Below are 25,364 nucleotides of genomic sequence, written 5' to 3' on the forward strand. Positions count from 1 at the left end.
CGCAGGCAACGCCTGACAACAATGCCGGATAACCGGCAGATCAACCCTTTGGAGACGGAACATGACATTGCACAAAACGACCCAGCGCATTCTCGCCGCGACGGCGGTAATGGCAATCGGATTTCAATTTGCGGCGCCCGGACTCGCGCAGAATGGGGTTGCCCTCGTTTCGCAACCGATAAAGATCTTCATCCCGGATCCGGCTGACGTCACGAAGGTGACAGAAGCGACCTGGACTCCCCCGGAGAAGGCGGCGAAGGCGAGCTATATCTGCGTCAGCTTCCCCACGATGCAGGATCCTTACTGGATCGCTGCAAACTACGGGATCGTCGAGGAGGCGAAGCGCCTGGGCGTTTCCGTCGACATTCTGAACGCCGGGTCGTTCAACAATCTGAGCACTCAGGTCAACCAGCTCAACGATTGCGCCGTGAAGGGCGCCGAGGCCATCCTGGTCGCGCCGATCAGCGCCGATGGCGTGGCCTCCGCGGTGGCTTCGCTGAAGAAGAGCGGCATCCCCGTCATCAACATCATCCCTCGAATCGCATCCGGTGAAAATTTGGCAGGGCGTTCCACCCTCGACTATTTCCAAGCCGGCCTCGCCAGCGCGCAGTATCTGAAGGAGAGTGTCGGCGACGCCGCGGTGAAGGTCGCGCTCTTTCCCGGACCTGCCGGTGCCGACTGGGCGGCCCGTACCCTCGAAGGCTTCAAGCAGGGCATCGAAGGGACCAAGATCGAGGTGACTACGATCAAATACGGCGATACCGACAAGAACACGCAGTACAACCTCATCGCCGATACGCTAAATGCGACGCCGGATCTTGACTGGGTCATAGGCAACGCGGTTGCCGCCGACGCGGCAATCGGCGCGATCAAGGCCGCCGGCCTCACCGGCAAGGTCAAGATCGGCTCGACCTACCAGACGGGCCCGGTGCGCACCGCGGTCGAGAACGGCGACATCGACTGGGCGCTGAGTGACAACATCGTCTGGATGGCGTCGATCGGCCTCGACATGGGGGTAAAGGCGGTCGAGGGCACTCTCAAGGACGGTGCCGAGGTCTGGCCGGTTCCGCAGAAGTTGACCAAGCAGAACGCCGCGTCGACAGCGGCATCGGCGGGCTTCGCTCCGGACGGTTTCACCCCGGTCTTCTCGGTCAAGCCATGATCGCGCCGCACGTGGACGGTCTGCCGAGCGTTTCGGACACCCCCCTTCTTGAAGTGAGGGCGATCGAGAAGAGCTTTCCAGGCGTCCGCGTGCTGGAAGGTGTCTCGCTGAACGTACGCTCCGGCGAGGTGCATGTCCTGTTCGGCGAGAACGGCGCGGGCAAGTCCACGCTTGTCAATATCATCCTTGGCAATTACGCCGCCGATGCCGGCTCAGTCCTCATCGATGGCGTTGCCCTTCCTCCGGCCTCGCCGCGCTCGGCACGAGGGCGGGGGATCAGCGTCGTCTTCCAAGAACTGAGCCTCGTGCACACGCTCTCGGTGAGAGCCAATATCTTTCTCGGACGTGAGACCACGCGCAACGGTCTCCTCAGCGAACGCCGCATGGACATGGACGTCGAGCGTACCTTTGAGCGGCTGGGAATATCGATCCAACCGTGCGCCCAGGTCGGCAGCCTGTCGCGCGCCGAGCAGCAGATGGTCGAGATTGCCAAGGCGCTGCAGGCCAGGCCGAGGCTGCTGATCCTCGACGAGCCTACAACCTCCTTCACCGGCGTCGAGACAGAGCGCCTTTTCTCGATCCTCCGGCAGCTGAAGCAAGAAGGGATCGGTATCATCTACATTACCCACCGCATGGCCGAAATCAAAACGATCGGTGACAGGATCAGCGTCCTGCGCGACGGGAGGCGGATTGCGACCGAGCAGGTCACGGAGGTCGATGAAGATCGGCTGATCACGCTGATGACCGGGCGCGAGGCACTCAATATCTATCCCCGAATCCAGCATCGGCCCGGCCCGGAGGCGCTCGCCCTTGAGCATGCCAGTGCCGCTTCCGGCAGGTTCCGCGACGTGTCGATCAGCGTGCGTACTGGTGAGATCGTTGGCCTGGCCGGCCTGGTCGGATGTGGCAAGTCGGCGGTCGGCCGCACGCTCTTTGGCGAGCAGCGGCTCGGTTCCGGCGAGCTGCGCGTTTTTGGCAAGCCGGTACGCTCGGTGTCGCAGCAGGCGATGCTAGACGCCGGCGTTGTCTACCTGCCGCCCGATCGACGTCGCCAGGGGCTGGTTCTTAATCGCTCGGTCAAAGAAAACGCGACCCTCTCCTGCCTGAAGCTGCCGGCCTTCACCGCGGGGCCAATGCTCAAGAGCCAGGCGGAGAAAACCAAGGTCAAGCAGGTGCTGGACCGCCTCAAGCTCAGGCCGGCGCTTCTTGACAGGAGTGTCTCGGCCTATTCGGGTGGCAATCAGCAAAAGGTAGTCTTCGCACGAACCTTCCTGCGCGACACGAAGGTCCTCATCGTCGACGAGCCGACTGTCGGCGTCGATGTTGGAGCGCGCCTCGAATTCTACGGCATCCTTAAGGAGCTCTGCGAGGGCGGCGCTGCGATCCTGCTGATCTCATCGGACCTGCAGGAGATCCTTCATCTGACCAACAGGGTCTACGTACTCGCCTTCGGTGAGCAGACCGCTGAATACCAGCAACAGGAAATCACGGAATCGTCTGTCCTCTCGTCCTTCTTTGCTGTGAAGCGTGACCGGGTGGCCGAGACTGAAGGAGCGATGCAAGGATGACCATTACCCAGCAGTCGAATGCCGCAATACCGGCCCGCGGTTCCTGGCTCCGGGGTTGGATGATGTCGCGCCTGCGAACCACGGGCGTCATCAGCCTGCTCATCTTTATGGTCTTCGCGTTCTTCGCTTTTGCGAATACGCGCTTCACCAACCTCAACAACCTGATCAACATCCTTAACCAGTCTTCCTACCTGACGCTGGTCGCGCTAGGGCAGGGGCTCGTACTGATCAGCGGCGGCTTCGACCTGGCCGTTGCGGCCATACTTGGGCTGACGAGCGTCGTGTCGGCCGCGCTTCTCGTTATGCTCACGATGAACGGCTTCGACCTGCCGGCCTCCATGCTGATCGCGATCTCGGGAGGGCTGCTCGTTGGGCTCATTTTGGGCTTCGCCAATGGCGTGACCGTCGCCTATCTGAACGTTCCTTCCTTCATCGTCACGCTTGGCGTCGCAGGCATCGCAGCGGGTGCCGGCTATCAGATATCGGGCGGCATTCCCGTCACAGGTCTGCCGCAGGGGTTCGTCGACCTCTTCGGCACGCCGGATCTGCGCAGCATCTCGACGTCGGTCTATATCGCCGCCGTCGTCGCGCTGATGCTGCATATGATGATGACCCGGACCCGTGTCGGCCGCTACATCTACGCCGTCGGCGGCAATGCGGTGGCGGCTCGCCTTTCAGGCGTCAACGTCGGTCGCCACATCATCCTCGTCTTCATGACAAGCGGCACCCTGGCGTCCCTGTCCGGCATCCTCCTGAGCGCGCGCGTCTCCACGGGCGACACCAATCTCGGCGGCAATTTCGTTCTCCAATCCATCACTGCGGGTGTCTTGGGAGGGATTTCGTTGCGTGGCGGTGAGGGCTCGCTGCTGGGCGCTCTGCTGGGCGCACTGTTCATCGCAATCTTGAGCAATGGCATGAACCTCGTAAACGTCTCGTCTTACTATCAGATGATAATCCTCGGAGCTCTTTTGATAGCAGCGGTATTGGCGGAGCGATTGCGCATATCATGGGCGGCGCGTCGATGAGCGCGTCTCGACAAATCTGTCGGTTGGACGGAAGTGCCCTCTCTCTGGCCTACCAGAAGCGCGATCTGTCTCCAATCGAAGTTGTCCGAGCTGCATTGGATCGTGCGGAAGAGGTTCAGACAGTATTGAACGCGTTCAGCTTCATCGACCGCAACGCAGCGCTAGGCGCTGCGCGCGAGGCGGAGGCTCGCTGGCGGGCCGGAGAGGCGTTGTCGGTCATCGACGGGATACCCACCACCATCAAGGACATGGTGCCGGTAAAGGGATGGTCTGTGCGGTACGGTAGCCTTACCAGCGATACAACGCCGCACGCCAATGACGCGCCCGCTGTCTCCAGATTGCGCAGCGCGGGTGCGGTGCTGATTGCTCAGACAACGACTCCCGAATTCGGCTGGAAGGCTGTCACCGATAGTGCCGCATGTGGCATCACTCGCAACCCATGGGACTATAGCCGGACACCCGGTGGGTCTTCAGGTGGCGGTGCCGTGGCAGCGGCTTGCGGGGCGGGACCATTGCATCTCGGCACCGACGGAGGGGGCTCGGTACGCATCCCCTCGGCGTTCACTGGCGTCTTCGGTCATAAGCCGACCTATGGGCGCGTCGCCTTCAGCCCCGCAAGTTCATTCGGAACTGTAGCCCATATAGGGCCAATTGCGCGCACCGTTCGCGATGCAAGCCAAATGCTGGAGGTGATGTCTGGCCGCGATCTCTCCGACTGGACCCAGCCTCCAACAGCGTTCCGGTCTGCTCTGCCGACCAATCTCGATTGGCGAGGTAAAACGATCGGGTACTGGAAAACACCGCCTGTCGGCGGTGTCGATGCCGAGGTGGCTGCGGGGATCGAGTCAGTGTTGGACGATCTACGGCAAGCCGGCGCGCAGGTCACAGAGTTCATACTACCCTTTTCGGAAGTACTGCTGAATGTCTACGACCGCCACTGGCTAGTCGGTGCGGCCTATCGCTTGACCACGATAGACCCCGTGAGGCACGACATGCTCGATCCGGGCTTTCTTGAGGCTGCGAAAATCGGCCAGCAATTTACCGCGGTAGAGCGTATGGAGGCCGAGCTGACACGGGGAAGATTTGGCGCGGCGATGGAGGCGGCATTCTCCGAAATCGACTTCATCATCTCTCCAACGGTCCCAATCCTCCCCTTCAAAGCTGGGCATGACATTCCACCCGGTTCGGACCTACGGAACTGGGTCGAATGGTCATCGTTCAGTTTTCCAATCAATCTTAGTCAGCAACCAGCTTGTTCTGTCCCCTGCGGGTTCAGCCGCGAAGGCTTGCCGATAGGCATGCAGATCATCGGGCCACGCAGTGCCGACGACGACGTTCTCAGTGCAGCCATGGCGTATGAGAAGATGTATCCTGATAGGTTTCTCGGAACTGGCGGCCGATGGCCGGAACGTGTGTAAGGAAGAGAGCTGCATGATCGAAAAACCACGGTCTCAAGCACCAGCCGTTTATCACCGCCGGGTCGGAGATATCGTCGTCACGGCGCTATCGGATGGGTATGCGGATGCCGGAATAGAAGAGATCCGCAATATCGATCACGAAGAAGCGCTGAAGATGTTCAAAGCGCAATTTCGGCCAGCACGGCGGGCCGCGATCAACTGCTTCTTGGTACACTCCGCTGGACGCTTGGCATTGATCGATACGGGTTGCGGTTCCTACTTCGGGCCAACAGCCGGACGACTTCTCCATAACCTTTCCGCCGCGGGCCTGACTCCAGTTCAGATCGATACAATCCTGCTCACACATATTCATCCCGACCACTCGGCAGGGCTCACAGACCTGTCGAATGACGGTCTGGTTTTCCCCAATGCTGCGCTTGTGATGCATCAAGACGAACTGGAACACTGGTTTGACGATGCGAGAATGGCTGCAGCGGCAGAGCTGGGGTGTGACTTCTTTTTCAGGACTGGTCGAGCGCAGGTCGAGCCCTACCGCGATAGATGGAGACCGTTCCAAGGTACTGTCGAGGTCTTTCCGGGCGTGAACGCCATGCCTCTACCCGGGCACACGCCTGGTCATACCGGCTATCTCGTTGAGTCGCAGGGTGATAGACTTCTGATTTGGGGTGATATCATTCACATACCTGAAATTCAGATCGCTAGGCCGGAAGTCACAATGACCTTTGATTGTGATCAGACTCAAGCCGCGTTGACCCGCTCGACGTTGTTCGAGGACGTTGCATCCAGTGCACTTCTGGTTGCGGGAGCGCATATCGACTTCCCGGGCTTCGCACGCGTTGTTCGACGCGGTACCAAGTTTCATCTCCTGCCCGAGCCGTGGACAGATGCCCTATGTTAACACAACTGAAGTGCAGTGATCTTGGTGCAGCAATGGACGGTCTGCTGATGGAGTAAGATCTCGTCATTTCGCTTGGTGTCGCGATAACGCTGTTTCGCGTCGGTGGCCGCAATCGATGCGGCAGCTAATGGCGATCACGGTTTGCCGATCGCGACAGCAGTCGTTGCCTAGTTCCGGAAACGACCTGCGCTCCTTCCTTCGCTGCATTCTATCGAGAAGATTGGCCTTGCCGGTCGTGGGGTAGCTTTGCGACGCGCCGAAAAAGAACTCGTCGAAGGTATCCCGCCCGATCGGCTTGCCTCATTGGACAAGCTGTTAGAGGTTGACCCGTCGATCGGCCTGACGCGCTTCCATTGGCTGCGCTCGGCGCAAGAAGCGCCGGGAGCGTCAAACCTGGTCGGCCTGACCGAACGGCTTGCCTTCCCGCGCACGCTGGAGATCGATCCGAAATTGCAGATTCGCATATCGTCCGGACGATGGGACAAGATGGTGCGTGAGAGAGTAACGCCACGCAGCCTGGCTGGCCAACGACTTTAACGCGAGTCGTCGGCACGCGCTGATCGTGGCGCAGGTTATCAAGCTCGCCGACGATGCGGTGACGATGTTCATCAAACTGACGGGTCGGCTGTTCTCGCAAGCCAATTGTCGCAAGAAGCAGCGGCGCCGCAAGGCTCGGGCGGCGCAACAACCAGCGACTGGCATGCCGGTGGACTCACTCTGTCGCTTAAACTCCCTCTGGCGAGCCTGGTCGGCTGGAGCTGAAGCGCAGCAGGCCGCTCAGGACGTGAACCCATTTGCGAACGGATGGGCCATACGTTCCGCTGATATCCGGCCTAGGATAGCGGAGACGGATAGCCTATTAGATCATTAAGTCTATCGATTTTATATAATTTGGAAAACCGTTTCTCGCACTGCAGCATTTCTACCCCTACTAATCGATCCGGCACATAATTTGAAGGTTGGTTTGATATGAGCAGCGGATATAGGTTCCCTGATTTCTCCGACAAAAAAACCGTTGATAGTCATATGGATAGGCTCGACACGCAGGGTGTTTCCCGGCGCGATTTTCTATCGTTGGCATCAGCTGCCTTTGTCGCGGGGTCGGCGGCGGGCGCGCTCGGGCTTCCGCAGGTCGCTATTGCCGAACCGTCAGGCAAGATTGCTTATCTGGCCTGGAGTGCCAGCACGGAATACAATCAGCTCGTCAGCAAGGGGGCCGAAGCGGCGTCCAAGGTGTATGGCTTCAGCTATGCATTGCTTGATGGCCAGATCAACGCGGCGCGACAGTTAAACCAGTTCGAAGAACTGGGCACCACGCATGCGACGGGTGGTTTTTTCAACATTGTCGACGGAAGTGCCATTCCGCGTGTAGCGCGGCTTGCCGCCGATTCAAAAGTATTCTTCGGTGCCTCGTGGTCAATTCCCGATTGGTACACGCCGTTCGACGCAGGAGAATATTTTACGCTCTACGCGGTTCCAAATGAAGTTCGCTCCCACAAGCTCCTGACCGCTGAGCTTTTGAAGAAGGTGACGGAAGAATTCGGCGGCGGCGATATCGCCGCGGTCGTCGGTACGGAAGCGGATCTGGTTCCGAACGGGGGAGGATGGGGAGAACGCGCCCGCAATCGCGGCCGGGATCTTGCCTTCCCCGACTACCCCAAGACGCGTCTCGTCGATCAGCAGCCTGGCCGTTGGCTTCGGGAGGAATCGCTAAAGGCCACGGAGGTGCTGCTTTCGCGTAATCCCGACATCAAGGGCATTGTCACGCAGAACGATGACGAGGCACAGGGTGTGCTTGCGGCGCTGAGAAATGCGGGCATCCGTGCGGGCAAAGAGATATTTGTAGCTGGCAACGACGGCACTTCGCTCGCAGCTCGCTCGATTAAGGATGGGGCACTGCTGACGACAAGCGCCAACAATCCGATATACACCGGCGCACTTTTCGCGGCTCGTCTGTACGATGTTTCTCATGGTTGGGTTCCCCGGGCTGCCGAGCGGCAGCTGCATTGGAACACCACGATCCTGACGTCGGACAATGTGGATGCCTATCTTGAACGGTACGTCGACAATGGCGACGTTGAGCCATTCGACTATGCGCGGCTTTCCAAGGTTCTTCATCCCGATGACTGGGATCCGCAGGCAGAACTATTTCCTATCGATCTTGATACCCAATGGGAGACTTTCCCCAAGCCAAGCGGCTGGGACTATCCCAAGGCGTATAAGGATGCGCGCGCGCGCGGAGAGTGGGAAGCGGTCAAGGCGGAGTATGATGCCCACTATAAGATAAAACTCGACGGCCCGTCTCCATACAAGCCTGCATGACGTTTGGGCATTTTCCTTGGAGATGTCGTCGTGAACGTTAGGGACGATTTCACAGCAGCGCCCGTTCAGGCCGTCTCGAGCAAGGCAGCCAACGAGACCTTCTTTTTCGCCGAAGGCCTTGAAAAGGCCTTCGGTCCCAATACCGTCCTTTCCGATGTATCTTTCGACATTCCCGGGCGCAGCGTTGTTTCCATCATAGGGGAGAATGGCGCCGGCAAATCAACCTTGCTCAATATTCTCAGCGGTCTGGTAAAGGCCGACAGCGGCAAGTTGTGGCTTGGCGGCAAGCCATTTGCGCCTGCTGGTTATGGCGAAGCTGTCAGGGCTGGCGTCTCGCGCGTCTTCCAAGAGCAATCGCTCGTCCTGCAAGTGCCCGTATATGAAAACCTCATTCTAGGATTTGAAGCGGATTTTGTCCGTTTCGGCCAGGTCGTCGATCGCAAGGCGGCAATCGCCGCCGCGCAGAGCATCGTTGACGAAGCGGGAATCGATGTCGACGTGCGCCGTCGCACCGGTGACTATGATTTTTCTCGGCGACAATCGATTGAGATTGCCCGGGCCTGTCTTCAGGCAACGCATCTCGCGGGTGTACAGCATCCCTTCATCCTGCTTGACGAGCCCACGTCAGCACTCGATCGCCGCGACGAGAAAGTATTCTTCGACCTTCTTGACCGTCTGAGACAGCGCAGTTCCCTGCTGTTTGTCTCGCACCGCCTGTCGGAGGTGCTTGCTCACTCCGATCTGATCTATGTCCTCAAGGACGGCAAGCTTGTCGCGCGTCTACGGCCGGAAGAAGCAGATGAATCGCGCTTACATGGGCTCATGGTGGGAAGGGAGCGCGCGGCGGACTATTATTTCGAGAAGCGGCAAAGGGCCGATATAGGAGTGCGAACGCCGATCGTACTGGATGTCAAGGCCTTGTCCAGGCGCGGCGACTACGAAGACATATCCCTTTCGGTACGGGCTGGCGAGATCGTCGGCATCGGTGGCCTTCTGGACTCGGGTAAGACCCCCCTCGGCAAAGGCATTGCGGGGGTCGTTCCGCCAACGGAAGGGAGCATCATCCTCGGCGGGAGTTCGCCGCTGAGGCCGCAAATCCGCAAGCTTGTAAAGGCAGGGCTTGCCTATATTCCGGCAGAGCGTCTCACCGAAGGCTTGATCGCTGGGCAAAGGCTTTCCTGGAATATCTCTCTCGCTAGCGGCTACGATCTCTTCGCCTCCAGGCTGGGCTTCTGGCGGCCAAAACGGGAAACGGCTGCGGCACGCGACTACATCGCATCGCTTGCCATTCGTTCTGGTACGCCGACGATAAGATGCGCGCGTCTTTCGGGGGGCAATCAGCAGAAAGTTGTCCTTGCCAGATGGCTGGTAAGGAATCCCGGAGTTCTCGTTCTCGACAATCCTACTCGCGGCGTGGATGCCGGCGCCAAGCAGGAAATCTATCGGATTATCCGCGATCTCGCCGACAAGGGCGCAGGCATCGTACTTATCACCGACGAGCTTCTGGAACTGATCGGCCTGTCAAACCGTGTGCTGATCATGCAGCGCGGACGTCTGGTCAAGGAAGTGGCGGCACCGGTGGAGCAGAAGCCCGCTGAGAAAGACCTCGTCGCTTCCATGCTCCCGGGAAACATGTCTTCCGAAAAATCCAAAGTACTTGTCGATCTTTCAAGAAGTGTCCCCGCATGAGCATTGTCGAAGCCAGTAGTCCGGCGAAATCCCCCCTTCGTCTTCGGTATCAAGCCCTGGATCTCAATCTGCTTTTCCCGGTCGCGGTGGTTGTCGCCCTGATTGTAATATTCTCGCTGACGAGCCCGTCTTTTGCCACTTGGCGCAACCTTACCTCCGTTACGGGTCAGGCTGGCACGCTGCTCATCGTAGGCGCGGGTGCGACGTTCATCATCCTGATGGGCAGCATCGATCTCTCGGTTGGCGCGATCGTCATGCTGATCGGCGCAATCACCGTTCGGCTGCTCAACTATCACGACATAGGGCTCGGAATGCTGCTCGTCGCGGCTGTTGTTGGCCTGGTGCTCGGGGCCATAAATGGAGCGATCTACGCTTTCGGGCGAATACCGTCCTTTATCGTCACGCTAGGCACGTTGTCCATCTTCACCGGCGTCGCCCTGCAAACGCTCGAGGGGCGTGCGGTGCAGCTTCAGGTCTTCGACCTGGAGTGGATCGCGATCGGTCAGATTATCCCGCGCATTCCCAACATCTTCCTTTTCGCCGTCATCTTGTGGGGCATCGCCATATTCATAGCGCAGCGAACGCGTTTCGGCCGCTACATGTATCTGATCGGCGGCGGTGAGGTTGTCGCCCATACGGCCGGCGTCCCGGTGCGGCGCTACAAGATCTATGCCTTCGCGCTTTGTGGCCTCTTTGCCGCTCTCGGAGCAGTGGTCGTCACTGTACGCCTCGGTGGCGCGGGACCCTCGCTCGGTTCCGATCTGCTCTTGAATTCGATCGCGGCAATCGTTGTCGGAGGTACTTCCCTGGCTGGCGGCGTGGGGGGGCCCCACCGGACATTGCTCGGGGTCCTGATCATCGTGCTGCTCGACAATGGCCTGAATCTTCTTGGCGTTACTGATTACACTCAGATGATCATAAAGGGTCTTGTGGTCGTTGTGGCAGTTCTGGTCAGTCGTGGAAAAGATGATGCCTTGGCCATTAAGTAAAAATCCTTGTTCTGGCAAGAAATATTGAATTTCGCACTCAGGAGAACACGATGACGCTCCAATGGAAAAAGCCCGCTCTTTTCCACGGCGATCGCTACGAGGAGATCGCCAAGAAATTTCGCCCTGTATTCGAGCGCATACGACAGGGAGCCGTGGAAAGGGACGCGAACCGCCGCCTTCCGACGAAGGAGATCGAATGGCTCAAGGCTGAAAAGTTTGGCGCCTTGCGGCTTGACGAGGATGAGGGCGGGCATGGGGCCAGTCTCGTCGATCTGTTCAGGCTCCTCGTCGAGCTCGCGGAAGCCGATTCAAACCTTGCTCAGATTTTTCGAGGGCATTTCGGCTTCGTGGAAACGTTGCTTTTTTCAGTGGAGGAGCCATTTTCGAAGAAGTGGCGTTCGCGGGTCGCCGCGGGCGAACTCGTATCTCCGGCCTGGACCGAACCAGGGGATGCGGCCTGGAAAGGCTTTTCCACGGCACTTTCGACGGACGGTGATCGCTGGCGACTAGGCGGCAAGAAGTTCTATACCACCGGAACCCTGTTCTCCGAATGGGTAAGCGTTGGCGCTCGCGGTCAGGACGGCGAGACCGTTCTGGTCATCGTATCGACGAAGGCGCCGGGAGTAACCGTTGTCGATGACTGGAACGGTTTCGGCCAGATCCTGACCGGCAGTGGAACCGCCGTGTTCGATGCGGTGGAGGTCTCTCCACAAGACGTCATACCCGTGGACAAACGCGTTCCCTATCAGATTGCCTTCTATCAGGTGGTTCACCTCGCGACGATTGCGGGAATTGGTCTCGCGGCATCGGAGGAAGCCGTCCGCTATGTCGCCCAGCGCAAGAGAACTTTCTCACACGGCGCGGCGGCCGTTGCGAGGCAAGACCCGCAGGTTCTGCAGCTCCTGGGGAATGTGAGTGCGCGGGTTGCGGCCGCCACCACTTTGGCGATCGACGCCGCCCACAATCTCCAGCAGGCGTATGATACCGCGAAGTCCGGAATTCCCGTCGATGTTCCTGCCTTGGAGATCGCGATCTACCAGGCTCAGATAGTCGTCATTGACCAGGTCCTGCAGGCAGTGACCACGCTTTTCAACGGGCTTGGCGCTTCGGCGCTCAGTCGCGAACTCGGCTTTGATCGCTTTTGGCGAAACGCCCGCACGGTCTCTTCCCACAATCCTGTGATCTACAAGGAACGCATTGTGGGCGATTTCCTCGTCAACGGCGCTGCTCCGCCGGAGTCGTGGCTGGCAGGCGTCAGCTGACGATCGATCCAACTTCTTCTGTTTTCTCTTGGCCGGATGTCGCTCATGTCACGCGAACTGATCTACAATGCCTTTGCCCACGTCACGCCCAATCACCACAGCCACGGCTACTGGCGTCATCCCGAAGGGAAGGGCCAGACGAATTTTCATAAGTTGCAACCTTGGATAGACATGGCCCGCACCGCGGAGCGGGGCTTTTTTGACGTCGTCTTCCTGGCCGACGTCCCGGGAGTTTATGAAACCTCGCGCGGGCAGCGGGACAAGGCGATCCGCTCAGGGATGCAATTTCCAAGCCATGATCCGGCCAGCCTTGTTTCGGCGCTCGCCGCAGCCACGGAGAATATTGGTTTTGCGGTGACGAGTTCGGTCCTGCAGGAGCATCCCTTCTCTTTCGCCCGCAAGATGTCCACGCTTGACCATCTAAGCGAGGGGCGGATCGCATGGAACATCGTCACGTCCTATCTCGACAATGCGGCCCGCAATTACGGGTTCGATGGCCTGGTAAAGCATGACGACCGCTACATATGGGCGGACGAATACGCCTCCGTGGCCTACAAGCTTTGGGAAGGAAGCTGGGAGGACGACGCCCTGCGGCTTGACGCCGAGGCCGGCGTCTATGCTGATCCCGGCAAGGTCCATGCCATCAATCACGTCGGGGAGCGCTATCGGGTCGAAGGACCTCATATCGTACAGACATCTCCGCAGCGCACCCCTGTTCTGTTCCAGGCGGGCTCTTCGGAAGCCGGGCGTAGCTTTGCTGGCCGCCATGCGGAAGTGACCTTCCTCGCAGCGCGCACACCTGAAAGCGCGGCCGTCGACATAGCGGATGTTCGCTCCAGGGCGAGGCTTCATGGCCGGGATCCGGAAGATGTCCGTGCCATAGCCATGCTTTCTCCGGTGATTGGCAGCACTGAGGCGGAGGCTCGCGCGCGTCGCAGGGAAATTCTGGACTGGTTCAGCATCGAGGCCCTGCAAGCGTTCTGGAGCGGGGGCATCGGGGTGGACCTGACCGCGATCGATCCTGATACGCCGCTTACGGAACTGCGGAGGCAGAATGGCACGCGGGGGACGGTGCGGGCGTTCATCGATGCCGCTCCAACGTCGGCTGTCACTTTTGCTGACGTGCTGCGTCAGACGATTTCGGCGCAATTCGCTGGCACGCCCGAGCAGATCGCGGACGAAGTCGAACGGTGGGCGGCGGCGGGCGTTGCCGGCTTCAATGTCGTCCCCGTCACGACGCTGGGCTGGTGGCCGGAATTCGTCGACCATGTCGTGCCTGTGCTCCAGAAGCGCGGCTTGATGCAGCGTGAATACGCGCCTGGCACGCTGCGCGAGAAACTTTTCCGCAGCGGGCCCCATCTGCCTGACAGTCATCCCGCCCGCAGGCTCCGGCCATGGGCCGAGACGACCGAAACGCATCGCCTTACCTTTTCCACTGAGCAGGAAGCTCCGTCCGCCGCGTGAGCGGCGGCTGGCTGAAGGACTGAAATCTTGTCTTCTGTTGCACGAGAAACAGACGTGGCCGGTTTTGCCGCCAGGACGATCCGCTCCGATGAAGAGGCGATCTCGGTCGCGCGCGAATTGGCGGTAGCCTTCGCAACGACAGCATCCGATATCGACCGAAGCCGCGAATTGCCCTTGAACGAGCTCAATCTGCTCGCGAAAAGCGGGATTCTGGGCATAAAGGTGCCGAAGGCCCGTGGTGGCGCGGAGGTTAGCTACCTCACAGTCGTGCGGGTGTTCACGATTCTGTCCGCCGCCAGCGGATCGCTCGGCCAGATACCGCAGAACCATTTTCATCTGATCGACGCCATCTTCCGGGACGGCACTGAGGAGCAGAAACGTTTCTTCGCGAAGGAGATTCTGGACGGCAAACGTTTCGGCAACGCGTTGAGCGAGCGCACAAAACAGCCCGTATTATCGCTCCCGACGACCCGCATCCGGGTCACCGAAAACGGCTATGCCGTCTCAGGCGTGAAGTATTATTCAACCGGGGCGCTGACGGCTCAATGGATCCCAGTCTACGCGACAGCCGATGACGGCCAGACGGCGCTTGTTTTCATACCGCGCGATGCGCCAGGCGTTGAAGTCGTCAACGACTGGGACGCCATGGGTCAGCGGGCGACACACAGTGGCACGGTGAAGCTGGATGATGTCCGGATCCCTAGCCTTTACGGCCTGGTGCCCTGGGCCGGCTTCACCGCGCCCGGCACGTTCGGCCCGTATGCCATCCTGATGCACGCGGCGGTCGATATCGGCATAGGCAAGGGGGCTCTTGCTGCCGGGCGCGATTTCATCGTCGGCGAAAGCCGGCCATGGGGTGCTGCCAACGTTCAGGCGGCCGGCGACGATCCGTTGACCATCTACCAGTTTGGGAAGCTTGCCACTCACCTCCATGCGGCCGAGACGCTGGTCGAGGACGCGGCTCGCGCCCTGACCCGCGCCGAGGCCGAGAATACGGATATCGCCAGTTGGGAGGCGGCCGTCACCGTGGCCGAAGCAAGCGCTTTCGCAGGGGAGGCCGCCGAACGGCTGGCAAGCGAGATCATATCGCTCGCCGGAGCGCGATCTACTTCCGACACGGTGAATCTCCACCGCTTCTGGCGCGATTCGCGAACCCACACGACCCATGATCCGATCCGCTGGAAATATCACCGCGCTGGCGATTGGTACCTCAACAAACGGCTGAAAACAGCAATTTGAAGTCCATCATTCATATTCAGGAACCGTATCATGTCGAGCTATAAGCCTACGCAAGTCCCTCTTCATCTCGGTATAAATCGTCGCTCCTTCCTGTGGGGAACGACCGCCATCGGCGCTGCCCTTCTGTCCTCTTTTCCCCGTACGGCCTTTGCTGAGGATGAGACACCCAAGACGGGCGGCACGCTGGTCGTTGGGCAGTACCAGGAGCCTACGGTCTTTGATCCGAACTACCAGTATTCCTGGGAAACCTATCGGCTGGACAAGCACATCTATGAATCGCTGATCGCTGAAAATCTCTCGCGGCCGGCTTCTGAAGGCGCCCCCGAACTCGTTCCAGCGCTTGCTGAGAGCTGGGAGGTTGGCAACGACGCACGGGTCTTCACGTTCAAGCTTCGGCGTGGCGTCAAGTTCCATGACGGCACCGACTTCAATGCGGAGGCCGTACGCTTCAACGTTCGCCGCTTCACCGATCCGAGCTTCGAATTCTTCGACCTTCGCGCGAAGGGCTCCATGTCGACCATTTACGCGAACCTTGCCGAGATAAAGGCGCTCGACGAATACACCGTGCAGTACGTCTTCAGCGAACCCTTTCCGGAGTTTCCGCGTCTCCTGCCGCAGGGCAACTACGTTTCGGGCATATTCAGCCCCAAGGCGCTGCAGACTTACGGCCAGAGCGGCCTTGCGGAGAATCCGAACGGCACCGGGCCGTTCAAATTCGTCTCACGAACACGAGGCGAGAAGACGGAGCTTGCGCGCAACGATGACTACTGGGGCGAGAAGGCCTACGTGGAGCGCATCATCTTCAGGCCGATCCAGGACGACTCAACGCGGCTGGCTGCGTTCCAGGCCGGCGAGATCGACATCCTCACCCGCGTTCCGGCTGATGCCGTCGATCTGCTGAAAGGGCTTGGCGCGACGGTTCACGAGAGCGACAACGCCGGTCAAGTCTATCTGAACTGGATCTTCAAGAACCGCTTTGCGCAAAACAAACAATTGCGCCAGGCGATCATCCACGCGATCGACCGCGAGAACATCACCAAGATCCTCTACAAGGGATACGCAAAGCCGTCCTACAACATCTTGAATTTCAGCAATACGGCCTATGATCCCAGCCAGAAGGACTATGCCTATGATCCGGAGAAAGCGCGCGAACTGATCAAGGCCGCGGGCTTCGGCGACGGCGAAGTCAATTTTACAATCGCAACCGATGAAGCCAACCAGCCGCTCGTCGAATGGCTGCAGCGCGACCTTGGAAAGGTCGGCATCACCGTTCGCATCCTCTCGCAGGAATGGCTGACTTACACAACCAACCTCGGCAATCCGGACGACGATATTGCGCTGGCCATCATGGAGTGGGGCTTCATTACGCCGTTCTGGCTCAAGGTCGTCTACGACTATTACATCGGCTTCTACGGCGGCAAGGACTACGTCTCGCCGGAGATTGCGACGCTGATCCAGGCCGCTGTCACCGAGGTCGACCAAGCGAAGGCCATCGAGACATGGCGGCGGGCCAATGGGCTGCTGCAAGCCGATGCAAGTATTGTCCCGCTGATCGGGTTCACCCACTATTTCGCAAGCGGCGCGAGCATCCGCGGCTTTAACGTTCCAGCGCAGAACTTCTATGATCTAAGGCCGGTGTGGATCAAGCAATGACCCGCACGTTCGTCAGCCGGCTGCTCCAGCTCGTACCGCTGCTCTTCGTGATTTCGGTGCTGGTTTTTCTGATCTCCCAGATGATCCCGGGAGATCCGGTCAGCAACGCGCTTCGTCTCCAGATATCGGGGAAGGCGCTTGAGGACATCAAGGCTACATACGGGTTGCAGAAGCCGGTTCTCGCCCAGTATTTCGACTGGCTGCGCGGCTTTCTAAGCGGGGACTGGGGACAGTCGATCGTCCTCAAGACATCCGTGTACGCGGTCCTGAGCAAGGCATTCGTCAATACGCTCATCCTGACCGGTTCGGCCGTCGTCATCTGCCTCGTGTTTGGCGTTCTCGTCGGACTCGTCAGCGGATTGCGAGCCGGATCGGCGGTCGACCGAGTGACGATGGCTATCATCCAGGTTGGCAACAATCTGCCGATCTTCTGGTTCGGCCTGTTTCTGATCTGGATTTTCGGAGTCAACCTGAAATGGTTTCCGATCGCCGGCATGTACAATGCTAGGGGGGATCGCGGGCTCCTGGATCTCCTGCACCATCTGGTACTGCCGTCCCTCGCCGCCGCCATCATTTCGATGCTGATCCTCGCCCGCCTTGTGCGCTCGAACGTGATCGACATCATGAACACCGACTACATCCGGACCTTCCGGTCGCAGGGGTTCTCGCGAGCTCATATCATTCGCAGGCATGTCGGACGAAACCTCGCCGCGCCCGTCGTCAATATGACCGGCCTTCAGATCGGTTATCTGCTGAGCGGCGTGATCTTCGTCGAGAACGTCTTCAACTGGCCCGGGGTCGGCACGCAGATCTACAACGCCGTTGCCGGGCAGGACTACCCAATGATCCAGGCGAGCGTGATGCTGATCACCATCTGCTTCGTCCTGGTCAACCTTTTCACGGATCTTATCGTCGACTGGCTCAACCCGCGCCTGACTGAATGAGGCGGCTGGAGAAACGAACATGGCTGAAATCGACTATACAGACGTAAGCGGGAATGGTTTGGCGGAAGACGTGGACTTTCCCGCCAGTCGCTGGAAGGTTTTCTGGTACAGGCTCACCGCCGACAAGTTGGCCGTCGCGAGCCTGCTTTTCATTCTCCTCGTCATCGCCGTGTCTATCTTTGCGCCATGGATCGCGCCTTATGACCCGAACGTGGCCGATCCGTCCGGTCGACTCGCTCCGATCGGTACGCCGGGGCATCTCTTCGGGCTCGATGCGCAGGGTCGTGACATTCTGAGCCGACTGATATGGGGCGGGCGCTATTCGCTTCTCGCGAGCGTGATTCCGGTTTTCATCGCCGTCGTGCTCAGCTTGGCTTTCGGCCTCGTCGCCGGCTACCGGGGCGGGTCGCTCTCCGCCTTCATGATGCGGATCATCGATTTCCTCTTTGCGTTTCCGATGGTGCTTTTCGCCATCGGCCTCGCCGCGGTACTCGGCCCGGGCGTCTGGACGGTGGGCCTTACGGTCATTTTCAGCGCGGCGCCCTATCTCGCCAGGGTGGTCTACGCCGACGTGAAATCCGAACGCGATAAGGAATATGTGGAAGCCGCCCGTGCGCTCGGTGCCTCGGATACCGAGATCATCGCTACCGAGATTCTTCCGAATGTCGCTACGTCCGCCATCGTCTACGGGACGACCCTCGTCGGCGGCATGATCGTTTTCCTCGCTGGGCTCAGCTTCCTGGGCCTTGGCGTTCAGCCCCCAACGGCGGACTGGGGCAGGATGGTCGCCGAAGGTGCCAAGGTGATGATCCTCGGCTCTCCTCATATCGCGACATTGCCAGCCATCGTCATCGTTCTCGTCGCCCTTGCCTTCAACTGGCTCGGCGATGGCCTGCGTGACGTTTTCGATGCCCACAAATGATCCGATCGGTCGCGGAGTTAAATATGCCCCTTTTGAGCGTCAAGGGATTGGAAGTCGATTTCGCAAGCCGCGGTAAGATCCACAACGCCGTCCGCGGGATAAGTTTCGATATCGCCACAGGTGATGTTCTTGCCCTGGTGGGTGAATCCGGCTCGGGCAAGAGTGTTACGGCCGCATCGATCATCGGTCTTCTGCCTCGCAAGGCCGTGTCCCGCGGCAGCATCCGCTTCGAGGACCAAGAACTGGTCGGGCAGGGGGAGGTCACGCTCAACGCTGTTCGGGGTAGCGGCATAGGGATGATCTTCCAGAACCCGCTAACCTCGCTGGACCCGTCATTCCGGATCGGGGCGCAGCTCGAAGAGACCGCCCGCCACCACAAGAAGCTCGACGGCGCCGCGGCGAGAAAGGAAGCTCTGGACTGGCTTGGACAGGTCGGTATCCGCGATCCCGAGCGTGTGCTGAAATCCTATCCGCACCAGTTGAGCGGCGGAATGCGGCAAAGGGTGGTGATCGCGCTCGCTGCGATGGGGCGGCCCAAACTGCTGATCGCGGACGAGCCGACGACCGCGCTGGACTCGACCATCCAGAAGCAGATTCTCGATCTGCTGAGAGACATCAATGCCAGGTACAACACCGCGATCCTGATGATTACCCACGATTTCGGCGTGGTTTCATACCTCAGCAACCGAGTCGCCGTCATGCGGAACGGCGAGATCGTCGAGCAGGGTCCAACGTCCTCAATTCTGTCCGCGCCTCGACACGCCTATACGGAACGCCTGCTGCGTTCGGTGCCGCGGTTGGGAGACAAGAAGAGAAACGCCCGGGCCGAAGCTGGCGAGCCGGCTGCCACGAGGCCCGCAGTCGCGGGACGCAAGGTTCTTCTGGAAGTCAGGGGTCTCTCCAAAACATTTCAACTCAAACAAGGTTTCCTCGCGCGGCGAACGCGGGACGTGCACGCGGTTCAGTCCGTCGACATCGATGTCGGCGCCGGAGAGATCGTGGGGATAATCGGGGAATCGGGATCGGGCAAGTCGACGCTTGCTAGGCTCGTTGCCCGTCTCATTGATCCCACCGAGGGCAGCATACGCTTCGACGGCGAGGACGTCGCCAGTCTTGCCGGTGAGCGCCTGCGCGCCTTCCGCCGCAGGTTGCAAGTCGTGTTTCAGGACGCCACGTCGTCCCTCAATCCGCGTCGTTCGATCGGTGATCAGCTCAGCGCTCCGATTCTCCGGCTCGGCGCTGCCACGAACAGACGCGAGGCTTTGGCCATTGCCGCCGAAACGCTCGTGCGTGTCGGTCTGTCCAGAAATGCACTGGACAAGTTTCCGCATGAGTTCTCGGGAGGGCAGCGGCAACGCATCGGCATCGCAAGGGCACTTGCGGTGCGGCCGGAATTCGTGATCCTGGACGAACCGACTTCGGCCCTGGACGTTTCGTTGCAGGCGCAACTGCTCGACCTGTTGCTCGACCTGCGCAGACAATTCAATCTCACCTATGTCTTCGTCGGCCACAATTTGCCAGTCATTGAATATTTCTGTGACCGGATCGCCGTCATGGAGGCCGGCAGTCTGGTCGAAACCCTTGATGCTGGTGACATCATTGCCAATGCGACCCATCTTTCGACCCGTAAGTTGATCGATGCTGTACTGATGGCGAAAGAACATTCGACAGCGGGCGAGGCATCCGTTCGCCGGATTCCGTTGCAAAATCCCTGGTAAGGTGCCGACGACATGAAGCCGTCTTCTTCTCTGAAGAAAGTATCATGTTCAAAGGTCGGCATTGTGACCGATGAGTGATCATATTTGGGGTCAGGGCCAGAGCGGTTCGAATCTTGCAGATCGTGAACCCTATACTGCTCGCCGGATTGGGATAAGAAGTCTGAGTGACCGGAGGTCTTCAGAAATTTGACGCTCCGCATCCCATGTGTAGATGCCGTTCAGGTTGATATGCTCCCAACTCAGCGGCGAGATGTGCTTCAGCAGCGGCTCTGGAATGTTCTGTCCGCCATTTTCAGGTGAGAGGCCAGACGCTCGGAAGGCCTGACTCTCGAACGACCGATCACGGATTTCATCATCTCGACAGCAAGATATTCGCCATCATGGCCATTTGACACGACCGTGTCGCCCGACGGTGATATTATCATGACGGAAGCGCAGTGTGGCCTTCATGCCAGTCGAGGCGATCATGGGAAAGTATAGAGACCAACGCGAGCCACGCAGGCGTCGATATGACGATGCCCCCGTTTCCTTTTCGGAGCGGACTTCCGAGCCAAGCTATTTTCAGCGCCTAGCGGCCGTGGCTGCAGACCCCGTCGACGCAGAGGTGATGTGGTTCAACGCCAGCAAGGGTTTTGGCTTCGTCAAACTGTCGAACGGCACCGAGGCCTATCTGCATATCCGAGTGCTGGAGGTAGCCGGAAGCCGCGGTGTTTCCGAGGGGGCGCGTCTCAAGGTCACGGTCGAAGACAGCCAAAGGGGTCATCAGGTCACGCAAGTGCTGGAGATCGGCGATCAAATCGCGAAACCTCCCGCACATGCGCACCTCGCTGGAGAATCCATCGCCGGACCGGATGGGCAGCTCGAGAGCGGAGGCACGGTCAAGTGGTACAATCCCGAAAAGGGCTTCGGCTTCATTGCACCTGACAACGGTGAGAAGGACGTCTTCGTTCATGCCACCGCGCTGTCCCGCTCAGGGCTCAGCGTGCTGGTCGAGGGTCAGAAGGTGGTCGTCGAATGTGGGCAGGGCAAGAGAGGCCTGGAAGTCCGGGCCATTCGTCTCGCCTAGACGCCAATGTTGGCCACGGCCGAATTGCCCTCGTACAAAGGAAAAGCCCGCTGCCGGGAGAAGGTGACAGCGGGCTCGATTTGAAATGCAGCGCGGGAGGAGGTGCGCCGCCTTCGGCGCCGGCATCGCATCTGGGAGGAGTAGATGGCCGACCAGAGGATCATACCGATAGCCGCTGATATTGCAATGCACAATTTGTATATCGCATGTGCGAAGGCGCTGCCTGGCCGAGCGTCCCGATGGCGGCTCCGCTCAGTCCAGAGATCGCAGAGTGGCCACAACATATCTGGCCTTTGTGTAGGCAGCCTCCGCCGCTAAGTTCCCCTCGATAAATCCCAGAGAAATGCCGGTCGCACCCCATGCACGGCAATCGCCTTGGTCGACGCGAGAAGCAGGAGCGATGCCCTGTCTCCGATACGTCGGCAAGGTGTCGCCCGATCAACCTGATTGGCGGCATTATGCTGCTGCAGGAGGACGTCATAAAATCAGCTGAAATTTCGGGTTCGGGAGTCCGGATCGTCTCCATCAATAGAGACCGCGCGATGGTCAATGCGGCGACTTTGTTGGGGACTTGGAATGGGCAGTTTGCATCTGGATCGCGCGCGCTTGGACACCGTCGCAGGGTTTCCCTTTTGTCCGCGTCGATCGCTTTTTCAGCCGCGGCGTTGAATTCCATCGCCGCCTTCGCGAAAGCAGCCGGCAAGGTCCGGAACATCGGCGCGGCTGCGGCGGGCACCTCTGTCGCGTCGGCCGGCAGCGCAGAACCAAACACATCGTCGGCTGGCCGTTTACCGGGCTGATCCCAAACATAAACGCCGGAGGCGGCGATCACCAAAATTGACGTGCAATCTGTTTCATCGGAATTGTGTTTCCACGTTGAACCTTGCAGAGGCAACCCATCTGAGCCGCTTGGGATGCAATATCCTACGACCAAGCTGACAACTGGCTGTCGGCCAGGGTCGAGTTTCGAGGCCTGTGAAAGCTCTTGGGGACGGCAAATTGACTTGTCCTAGATCAAGATTGTCGCATAAGCAGCGAGGTAGGAAGGTTCTCGTCTATGACTGTTGCCAACGAGCCGGCCTGATACACTGGTACCCAGATGTTGCTGCATTGGACTATCGCGGTGCTGATCGTCCTGCAGCTATTAATCGGTAGGACATCAAGCCGGCCCACCGGGCGTTCTCGCGTGGCACTGAGCCGGCAGCTGGCGACTCTTCAACGCGAATATTCATGTCTGTGTCGGCTTGGCCGTTCTGGTGCTCGCGATCTGGCGGATTGCAGTCCGTCTATAGCCAGCGGCCGGCGCGCTCCTTGGTATTCGTGTGTCGATACAAGCTAGTCTGACACCCAAGGCGCGGTGGCTTAAGGAATATCGCGCATTTCAGATGCGCGATATTCCTTGACATCTCGGCGTTAGCGGAGGAATTATCACGCATCTGAAATGCGGGATAATTCAGTGTTGCACCTTGTTGGAGAGACCATAGACGCCAAGCGCGCTCATCTGCGTGCGCAAGCAGGGGAGCTGGTTCAGCTCGTCCGCGGGGTGTATGTCGATTCGACGGATGACATCGAGGCCACGATACTCGGCCATGGAGTGCGGATCGTGCGCTATCTCTACCCGGCCGCCTATTTGTCATCGGCAAGCGCGAATCTCCTGGGGCCGACTCCCGATGGGCGATTGTTTATCAGCGGGCGCCGCAATCAGCGCACGCGCCTGCGAACGCTGGAGATCGTCCAGAATGAGGCGCCGGCGCATCCATCGACGGTAAGTGTCGTCATCGGCGATGACATGGGTGAGTTGAGAGCCAAGGCGTCGTCTCCGCGGCAGCGCTTTCTGGAAGCCTTCCGGCTGCGCAGCGAGCATGCGACCGCGATTACCGAGCCGATGCGCGCGCAGATGGCGGCGCGCCTCGTTGAAGAGCTGGGGACACCTCAGGCCGCAGCGGACGCGATTTGGGCGCTCGCCCGTGAGAACAACTGGTATCGGGAAGGAGAGGGGGCAGCGCGTTATCTGCTGGCCCGACCGAGGGCAGACAAGATCGTAGGTAACAAGGCAGCTCTGGAGTTTCTCGTTGCTTGGCATGGAACACCGCTTGGGCATCTGACCCATGACGGCTTCGAGTGGCGATGGAAATCTTCAAGACGAGGTAGCGGCCCGCCGCTCATTCGCGAAACGATACCGGGAAAACTGCCCCCGTTTATCGAGTCGCTTTTGCCGGAAGGATGGCTCGCCCAGGTCCTGCATCAGCGCGACGAACGCGACGTGCTGCGATCCGGCAAGCGCTACATTTCGAACATCGCAATCGTCAAAAATGATGAGGAGCTTAAGGAACTTCCTGCAGACGTGCTGCAGGGCAAACTTGCGACCTTCTCGAAAAACGGTCGCTTCACTGGTCGCTATAAAGGGCCCGGAAAGGGAGAGATAGAAGAGACGTTCGAGCAGAATCTCGCACGGCTATTTGCTCAGTCGCAAACGCCGCGCTTGTCTGGAGTCCAGATTAAGGCGCCCATGTGCTTGACGACTGAAGGGACGCTAGTGCCAGCGGTCGACCAACCGTTCACGCATATCTTCAAACCGGCGGGCACGGCCGGCTTTGAGACGCTGCCCGCTGTCGAGTGGTTTTGCCTGGAGCTTGGTCGAACGGTCGGCTTCGAGGTTCCCGCCGCGACCCTGATAGAGATGCCCGATGGCATGCCGCCTGCGCTCGTGGTCGAACGGTTCGATATCCGACGTAGCTCCGATGACCACCGAATGCTGGCAATGGAGGATTTCTGCGCGATCCTCGATCTGCCGACATCTGCCAAACATGATGGCACGATCGAACGCATGGCGCGGGGACTGCGGCCGCTTTCGACTGACCCGATGGCCGATCTCGAAATCCTGTTCCGACGTGCATTGTTTGCCTGGTTCATCGCAGATGGCGACATGCACCTGAAGAACTTGGCGCTCTTGAAGATCGCCGAACTTGGAACGCGTCAGTTCGCGATTGTCCGATTTGCACCGCTCTATGATGCGGTCACAACCCGGGTATTCCCCGGCCTCGCAGGAGACCGTATGGCGCTAAAGCTCAATGGTAAGGACGATCGCCTGACACGTCAGGACTTTCTGATGCTTGCTCGAACCATCGATCTGCCGGCCGCGCGAGCCGAGGCGGTGATGTCGGAGCTGGCTATACGTCTGGGGGAAGCAGCATCCGGCGTGGCTTTGCCCGAGCGACTGGGGGCAGGAGCTGCAAAGACCGCCGAAGACGCCATACGTGGCATCGTTGCCGGGCGTGTCGAGGCGTTCCGATGAGTGAACCATTGGCTTACTCGTCGCATCGACGCCCACAATACCGACAACGCCCCATTCGAACAGCGGCGCGCCCGCTGGCCGGTGCTTCTGGTTTGGGAACGAGCTTCACGGCGATCTCACGGCAATCTCTTTTCGGGCCGGCCTCAGCGGCCGAACCGGATGGGAACGGTCAGGGTGATGGAGCCGCCGCCAAGATTGGCGGGCGGAGCCGGAACTGGGCTGGCGCGTCGCAGCAGGGATGCGGCCTCCGCATCGAGCGCGGTATCGCCTGACGAGCCGATCAGCCGGGCCGACAGGACGCGGCCAGCGCGGTCGATGGTGAAGGCGACGGATGCGGTGCCCGTAGCGCTCGCCCCGGCGGGATAGCGCTTGTAGCGGATGAGGTGGGCCATCAGCGAGTTCTTCCAGATCGCCGGGGAGACCGAGGGGGCCGAATCCGATCCGGACGAGGGGGCGGCGGCGCGATTGGCACGGGTCGCCAAGGTTCTCGGCGGCGCCGTCGTCTGCTTCAGCCTGGGCTTGTCGGGACCGATCGGTTTCTTGCGCTCGGCCTGGTGGTTCCTGGGCGGCTTCTTCTTGTGAACCTTCGGCCTCGGCGGAGGCGGCGTTGCCAGCATGGCCTCGGCCTTTTCCTTTTCCGGCAGTGGCGAGATGGCGTACCTGCTACGCATCTCGTTGTCTCATGCCGTTGCGCCGGAATCCGATGTCTCCGGCTCGTTTGCCCCATGTG

At 59.6% G+C, this 25,364-nt stretch carries 19 protein-coding genes and 1 pseudogene; 19 read left to right on the plus strand and 1 reads right to left on the minus strand.

Translation table 11 applies throughout. The features are described 5' to 3' along the window. Window positions 1-61: 61 nt before the first annotated feature. From torT to AC07UC_RS34945, 19 genes and pseudogenes are all read left to right on the plus strand, one after another. Entirely contained in the window at window positions 62-1,162 is a 1,101-nt protein-coding gene (gene torT, locus AC07UC_RS34855; protein ID WP_494909275.1) for a TMAO reductase system periplasmic protein TorT, read from the plus strand. Continuing rightward, window positions 1,159-2,730, plus strand: coding sequence for a sugar ABC transporter ATP-binding protein (locus AC07UC_RS34860; RefSeq protein ID WP_494909276.1), 1,572 nt, complete (start codon window positions 1,159-1,161; stop codon window positions 2,728-2,730). Before torT ends, AC07UC_RS34860 begins: the two co-directional genes overlap by 4 nt. A 62-nt stretch (window positions 2,731-2,792) precedes the next feature. Next, complete coding sequence (locus AC07UC_RS34865) at window positions 2,793-3,755, plus strand: ABC transporter permease (protein ID WP_494909277.1); 963 nt, start codon at window positions 2,793-2,795, stop codon at window positions 3,753-3,755. Continuing rightward, window positions 3,737-5,173 (plus strand): amidase, encoded by a 1,437-nt coding sequence (locus tag AC07UC_RS34870; RefSeq protein WP_494909278.1) that lies wholly within the window; start codon window positions 3,737-3,739, stop codon window positions 5,171-5,173. The genes AC07UC_RS34865 and AC07UC_RS34870 overlap by 19 nt, the downstream gene beginning before the upstream one ends. Before the next feature lie 13 nt (window positions 5,174-5,186). Next, entirely contained in the window at window positions 5,187-6,071 is an 885-nt protein-coding gene (locus AC07UC_RS34875) for an MBL fold metallo-hydrolase (RefSeq protein WP_494909279.1), read from the plus strand. A gap of 96 nt (window positions 6,072-6,167) precedes the next feature. Next, window positions 6,168-6,804: pseudogene (locus tag AC07UC_RS34880) on the plus strand (Tn3 family transposase); the annotation flags it as partial. A gap of 236 nt (window positions 6,805-7,040) precedes the next feature. Further along, complete coding sequence (locus AC07UC_RS34885) at window positions 7,041-8,393, plus strand: sugar ABC transporter substrate-binding protein (protein ID WP_494909280.1); 1,353 nt, start codon at window positions 7,041-7,043, stop codon at window positions 8,391-8,393. Between the two features lie 30 nt (window positions 8,394-8,423). Continuing rightward, a complete protein-coding gene (locus AC07UC_RS34890) occupies window positions 8,424-10,082 on the plus strand; it encodes a sugar ABC transporter ATP-binding protein (protein ID WP_494909281.1) in 1,659 nt (552 codons plus the stop codon). Continuing rightward, window positions 10,079-11,071: an ABC transporter permease gene (locus AC07UC_RS34895; protein ID WP_494909282.1), complete on the plus strand. Its 993-nt coding sequence runs from the start codon at window positions 10,079-10,081 to the stop codon at window positions 11,069-11,071. The genes AC07UC_RS34890 and AC07UC_RS34895 overlap by 4 nt, the downstream gene beginning before the upstream one ends. 50 nt (window positions 11,072-11,121) lie before the next feature. Next, the gene (locus AC07UC_RS34900) at window positions 11,122-12,333 is read left to right on the plus strand and encodes an acyl-CoA dehydrogenase family protein (RefSeq protein WP_494909283.1); all 1,212 of its coding nucleotides are present in this window, start codon (window positions 11,122-11,124) and stop codon (window positions 12,331-12,333) included. A gap of 45 nt (window positions 12,334-12,378) precedes the next feature. Continuing rightward, window positions 12,379-13,797, plus strand: coding sequence for an NtaA/DmoA family FMN-dependent monooxygenase (locus tag AC07UC_RS34905; protein ID WP_494909284.1), 1,419 nt, complete (start codon window positions 12,379-12,381; stop codon window positions 13,795-13,797). A 54-nt stretch (window positions 13,798-13,851) separates the two neighbouring features. Beyond that, window positions 13,852-15,036 (plus strand): SfnB family sulfur acquisition oxidoreductase, encoded by a 1,185-nt coding sequence (locus AC07UC_RS34910; RefSeq protein WP_494909285.1) that lies wholly within the window; start codon window positions 13,852-13,854, stop codon window positions 15,034-15,036. 30 nt (window positions 15,037-15,066) lie between these two features. Then, the gene (locus tag AC07UC_RS34915; RefSeq protein ID WP_494909286.1) at window positions 15,067-16,689 is read left to right on the plus strand and encodes an ABC transporter substrate-binding protein; all 1,623 of its coding nucleotides are present in this window, start codon (window positions 15,067-15,069) and stop codon (window positions 16,687-16,689) included. Then, window positions 16,686-17,633, plus strand: coding sequence for an ABC transporter permease (locus AC07UC_RS34920; protein ID WP_494909287.1), 948 nt, complete (start codon window positions 16,686-16,688; stop codon window positions 17,631-17,633). The genes AC07UC_RS34915 and AC07UC_RS34920 overlap by 4 nt, the downstream gene beginning before the upstream one ends. A gap of 19 nt (window positions 17,634-17,652) precedes the next feature. Further along, window positions 17,653-18,555 carry an ABC transporter permease gene (locus AC07UC_RS34925; protein WP_494909288.1) on the plus strand — a complete coding sequence of 301 codons (903 nt, stop codon included), beginning with the start codon at window positions 17,653-17,655 and terminating at the stop codon, window positions 18,553-18,555. Beyond that, entirely contained in the window at window positions 18,552-20,273 is a 1,722-nt protein-coding gene (locus AC07UC_RS34930; RefSeq protein ID WP_494909289.1) for a dipeptide ABC transporter ATP-binding protein, read from the plus strand. The genes AC07UC_RS34925 and AC07UC_RS34930 overlap by 4 nt, the downstream gene beginning before the upstream one ends. Window positions 20,274-20,721: 448 nt before the next feature. Further along, window positions 20,722-21,339: a cold-shock protein gene (locus AC07UC_RS34935; protein WP_494909485.1), complete on the plus strand. Its 618-nt coding sequence runs from the start codon at window positions 20,722-20,724 to the stop codon at window positions 21,337-21,339. Window positions 21,340-21,698: 359 nt separating this feature from the next. Continuing rightward, the gene (locus AC07UC_RS34940) at window positions 21,699-22,139 is read left to right on the plus strand and encodes a hypothetical protein (RefSeq protein WP_494909290.1); all 441 of its coding nucleotides are present in this window, start codon (window positions 21,699-21,701) and stop codon (window positions 22,137-22,139) included. 641 nt (window positions 22,140-22,780) lie between these two features. After that, window positions 22,781-24,634, plus strand: a complete 1,854-nt coding sequence (locus AC07UC_RS34945) for a type II toxin-antitoxin system HipA family toxin (protein ID WP_494909291.1) — start codon at window positions 22,781-22,783, stop codon at window positions 24,632-24,634. Window positions 24,635-24,777: 143 nt separating this feature from the next. Here AC07UC_RS34945 and AC07UC_RS34950 read toward each other — a convergent pair whose 3' ends face one another. Continuing rightward, window positions 24,778-25,305: a TonB family protein gene (locus AC07UC_RS34950; RefSeq protein WP_494909292.1), complete on the minus strand. Its 528-nt coding sequence runs from the start codon at window positions 25,303-25,305 to the stop codon at window positions 24,778-24,780. Window positions 25,306-25,364: the final 59 nt, after the last annotated feature.

Source organism: Mesorhizobium sp. GW821-FHT04C10, from assembly GCF_059420305.1.